This is a genomic window from Staphylococcus agnetis (assembly GCF_002901865.1).
GTDB classification, from domain to species: Bacteria; Bacillota; Bacilli; order Staphylococcales; family Staphylococcaceae; genus Staphylococcus; species Staphylococcus agnetis.
In genome coordinates this window covers 1-3,546 of the sequence record NZ_PPQF01000049.1, presented here as the reverse complement: position 1 = coordinate 3,546, position 3,546 = coordinate 1, and the positions used below count along the sequence as shown (strand labels likewise).

4 protein-coding genes are annotated in these 3,546 nt (G+C 36.4%); 3 read left to right on the top strand and 1 reads right to left on the bottom strand.

Annotated elements, in window-relative coordinates; genetic code table 11:
* Positions 1-76: 76 nt before the first annotated feature.
* Complete coding sequence (locus CD172_RS08050; protein WP_103346033.1) at positions 77-820, bottom strand: DUF429 domain-containing protein; 744 nt, start codon at positions 818-820, stop codon at positions 77-79.
* Between the two features lie 155 nt (positions 821-975).
* Here CD172_RS08050 and CD172_RS08045 point away from each other — a divergent pair, with 155 nt between their 5' ends.
* The 3 genes from CD172_RS08045 to CD172_RS08035 all read left to right on the top strand — a co-directional run.
* Positions 976-1,593 carry a hypothetical protein gene (locus CD172_RS08045; protein WP_103346032.1) on the top strand — a complete coding sequence of 206 codons (618 nt, stop codon included), beginning with the start codon at positions 976-978 and terminating at the stop codon, positions 1,591-1,593.
* 180 nt (positions 1,594-1,773) lie between these two features.
* The gene (argF, locus tag CD172_RS08040; protein WP_103346031.1) at positions 1,774-2,775 is read left to right on the top strand and encodes an ornithine carbamoyltransferase; all 1,002 of its coding nucleotides are present in this window, start codon (positions 1,774-1,776) and stop codon (positions 2,773-2,775) included.
* A gap of 141 nt (positions 2,776-2,916) precedes the next feature.
* The coding region (locus tag CD172_RS08035; RefSeq protein ID WP_103346030.1) for a Csa1 family protein at positions 2,917-3,546 on the top strand (630 nt) is incomplete at its 3' end.

Here is a 3,546-nt window from a genome sequence, read left to right as displayed (position 1 = left end):
CATGAAATGAAAAAGCCAGCGCCTTTAGACGCTAGCCGGTAAAGCGGGCTTATAGCCCAAGAGCAAACCACCCGTTTTACGGGTGGTCCTGATTTTCCTTTATAGGAATGACGATTGCACCGTTTTCTGGCACCCCACATAAGAGTGGTGTGGATAAATCATGAAAAAGTGTATACAAGCCGTATGCGCAAAGTAAGGCATCCAATTGATCTTCGATATGCTTTTTTGTATGGCGTGTCAAGTCGGTCCAATCAATGTTTTTTAAAGCTGTACACCCGTATAAAGCATATGGCCCTTTTTGAGATAATAGACAGTGGCACAATGTTTGAAGACCTTGAAGGGATTGGTCGAATGAGACATGGCGTTTTTGTTTATATCGAAAAGGAAAGTATTCAGGAAACAAGCCACAGGTTATTGAAGTAGGAAAGGTTTCTATGACATGTGTCTTTGTTTTAGATAAATGTAAAGTTAAATCTGGATATGCTTCTTTTAGCGCGTATAACAAAATTTCTCCCCGTATCTCACCATACGTTTTCTTTAAAAAGTGACGATTGGCAATAAAAGCGTATTGGCGATAACCATGGATTTTCGTTTTCATGAGTAGTCTTTCGGCCTCACGAGCGCCAGTCTCATTTTTTACGATAAGCGGGGCGTCGATACCGATACTCAGAGGTGGATGATATGACGTTATGATGCGTATGATGTCTTCGATGGAATAACTATCGACGCAAAGGGTTAACACTTCACCGGATTGGCTTAACACACATATTCCTGTCTCTTTATGTGGTGTCCACGCTAAATCAATACCAATAAAAATCATCACAATCACCTATTTCATTTATATTAATTTGAGTCACTGTAAACTTAACATGAGATTAATACTAAAATCATGTTAAAAAGTTAGAATATTATTGAATGTAGTTTTGTTAGGAATAAGACATGACACATATTTTAAATGTGATAGGGGGAAAACCAATGCGATATCATCCAGATGCGCGCTACTCAAAATGTGAGAAATCAAATTGTGAATTTTGTGGGAATCAGGACGCCGATATCACAGCAATGTCATCTGCCAAACGGTGGTTATGGGTGATAGGCGTATTGATGATAGTATGGATTTTCATCGTTTCTGTATTTATGGTGCGTTTAATTTATCTATCACCTACACATGCAGATGAGAATAAGAAAGAAATACATAAAGTAAATACGTCTATTAATGTATTAAGTTCATCCTTTAGCCAAGAATTTATGCATTATGCTCATACGGGTTCATATGATGGCATTCACGTCGGTATGGCACAACGTGAGGCGCAAAAGATGTTAGGTGAACCTTCATCAAAAATACGCATTGATACTAAAGAGGTTTTCATCTATGGCAATATCGGTATTCATTACGACAATCGTATTGTGTCGGATTTGTACATCGTACCACAACTTGTCACAACAGAGGCATTTTTAAACGTACATGGTCCCCCTACGTTAAAAAATAATCACTATTGGTACTATGATGATGATGAAAATAATGCGCATACCATACGCGTGTATGTTGAAAATAACAATATTAAAGCTATAGAAAATATCCCACAAATTTAAATATAGAAACCATTTTTAAAGACATGTCTCGGCATGTCTTTTTTTATAAATCATGTATTGACTTCTAAAGACACTCTAGTATAACGATACACTATATAGTATAAATATAATTTATTCTGTATAAACATTCGAAAAAGAGGACGTGGTTTAGATGGGACGTACACAACAACATTAAAACAAATTACTGATTTTAAAGGGAAAAGCTTTCTAAAAACGATTGATTTTTCGAAAGCAGAACTTGAAACACTCATTGATTTTTCATTGGAGCTGAAGCATAAGAAAAAGCATCAGTTACCACATCCTTATTTAAAGGGGAAAAATATCGCATTACTTTTCGAGAAACCTTCAACTCGAACGCGTGCTGCATTTAGTGTGGCTGCAAAAGATTTAGGTGCACAAGTCGACTATTACGGTGAAGGTGATTTTCACCTAGGTGCGAAAGAATCGATAGCGGATACTGCACATGTGCTAGGACGTATGTATGACGGTATTGAATTTAGAGGGTTCAAACAAAGTGACGTAGAAACATTAAGTCAGGCGTCAGGTGTTCCTGTTTGGAATGGATTAACGGATGAATGGCATCCAACCCAAATGATTGCTGATTTTATGACTTTGAAAACACATTTTGGGTCATTAAAGGGCAAAACGTTAACGTATGTAGGTGATGCGGCAAACAATGTCGCACATGACTTATTAGTCACAGGCGCTATTCTAGGGGTGAATGTACATATAGCGGCACCGTCATCATTACAACCAAGTACGGCTGTACAACAATTGGCACAAACGTATGCACAAGAAAGTGGTGCGCAACTATGCATAACAGAAAATATTAAAGAAGCGGTACATCATACGGATGTCATTTATACAGACGTATGGTTATCGATGGGGGCAGATACGTCAGAATGGGGGGCGCGTATTGATGCGTTATTGCCATATCAAGTGAACGCTCACATGTTGGCTTTAACAGAAAATCCTGATACGATTGTGATGCACTGTCTACCTGCTTTTCATGATTTAGAAACACAAACAGCTTTAAAAATACATCAACAATTTGGGCTTGAAGCAATGGAAATCACAGACGATGTTTTTCATGGCGCACAATCAGTTGTATTTGAGCAAGCTGAAAATCGATTACACTCGATTAAAGCGATACTCGCCGCTACATTAGGAGATGTATTTTAAAATAAATGATAGATTTTGAAGGAGTCGGACATGTGTTGTCTGACCCTTTTTTTAATGAAAATTTTAAAATAAAAGTTGTTCAAATCTCAATAACTTAAGTATAATATTATTAAAGTTTAATATAGATAGGGGATATCAACGGTGAAGTGGCTCAAATACATAGTGATTGGAATCATCATCATCATTATTCCAATCATCCTTCTTAAATTTATCTGGAGTAACGTTGAAACAGCTGAAAATAATTTTCAAAATGAATTATCAAGTCAAGTGCAAAAGCAACTCGATTTTTATCCGACGCGTCGTTTAGAAACATTTTTTGATAGAGAAGGGCAACGAGATGCCTCATTTTCAAAAGATGACAAAGGGACATGGGTGATTCAAGCAAGTATCTATAGAAAGGTAAACAACGGAAAGACTCCGATATACGAGTCGATATGGCTAGATGTAAATCGTAATAATAAAACTATTACAGGAACATATGAACTAGATTACAGAACAGGTGATGATCCATTTCATACCGAAAAAAGTAAGGAAGTTCCGATTGAATACAAAGGTGGTCAATTACGTCCAACTAAGAAAGTGCCTCCCGAAATCGAGAAGAATATTAAAAACGTTAAATTGCTTATACAACATGGCGAAAAAATAGATATAAAAAAAGCAAAACATGTAAAATTTTCTGGTACAGAAAAAAACAATAATTATAAATTTAATTATGATCTTCCTGACAATGATCCGAATTTGAAGTTATTGTCTGATTGGTACCAATATAAA

What these genes read in the sequence shown, in the direction of transcription:
- CD172_RS08050 (WP_103346033.1), bottom strand. Translation starts at nt 820, where the DNA reads ATGATTTTTATTGGTATTGATTTAGCGTGGACACCACATAAAGAGACA.
- CD172_RS08045 (WP_103346032.1), top strand. Translation starts at nt 976, where the DNA reads ATGCGATATCATCCAGATGCGCGCTACTCAAAATGTGAGAAATCAAAT.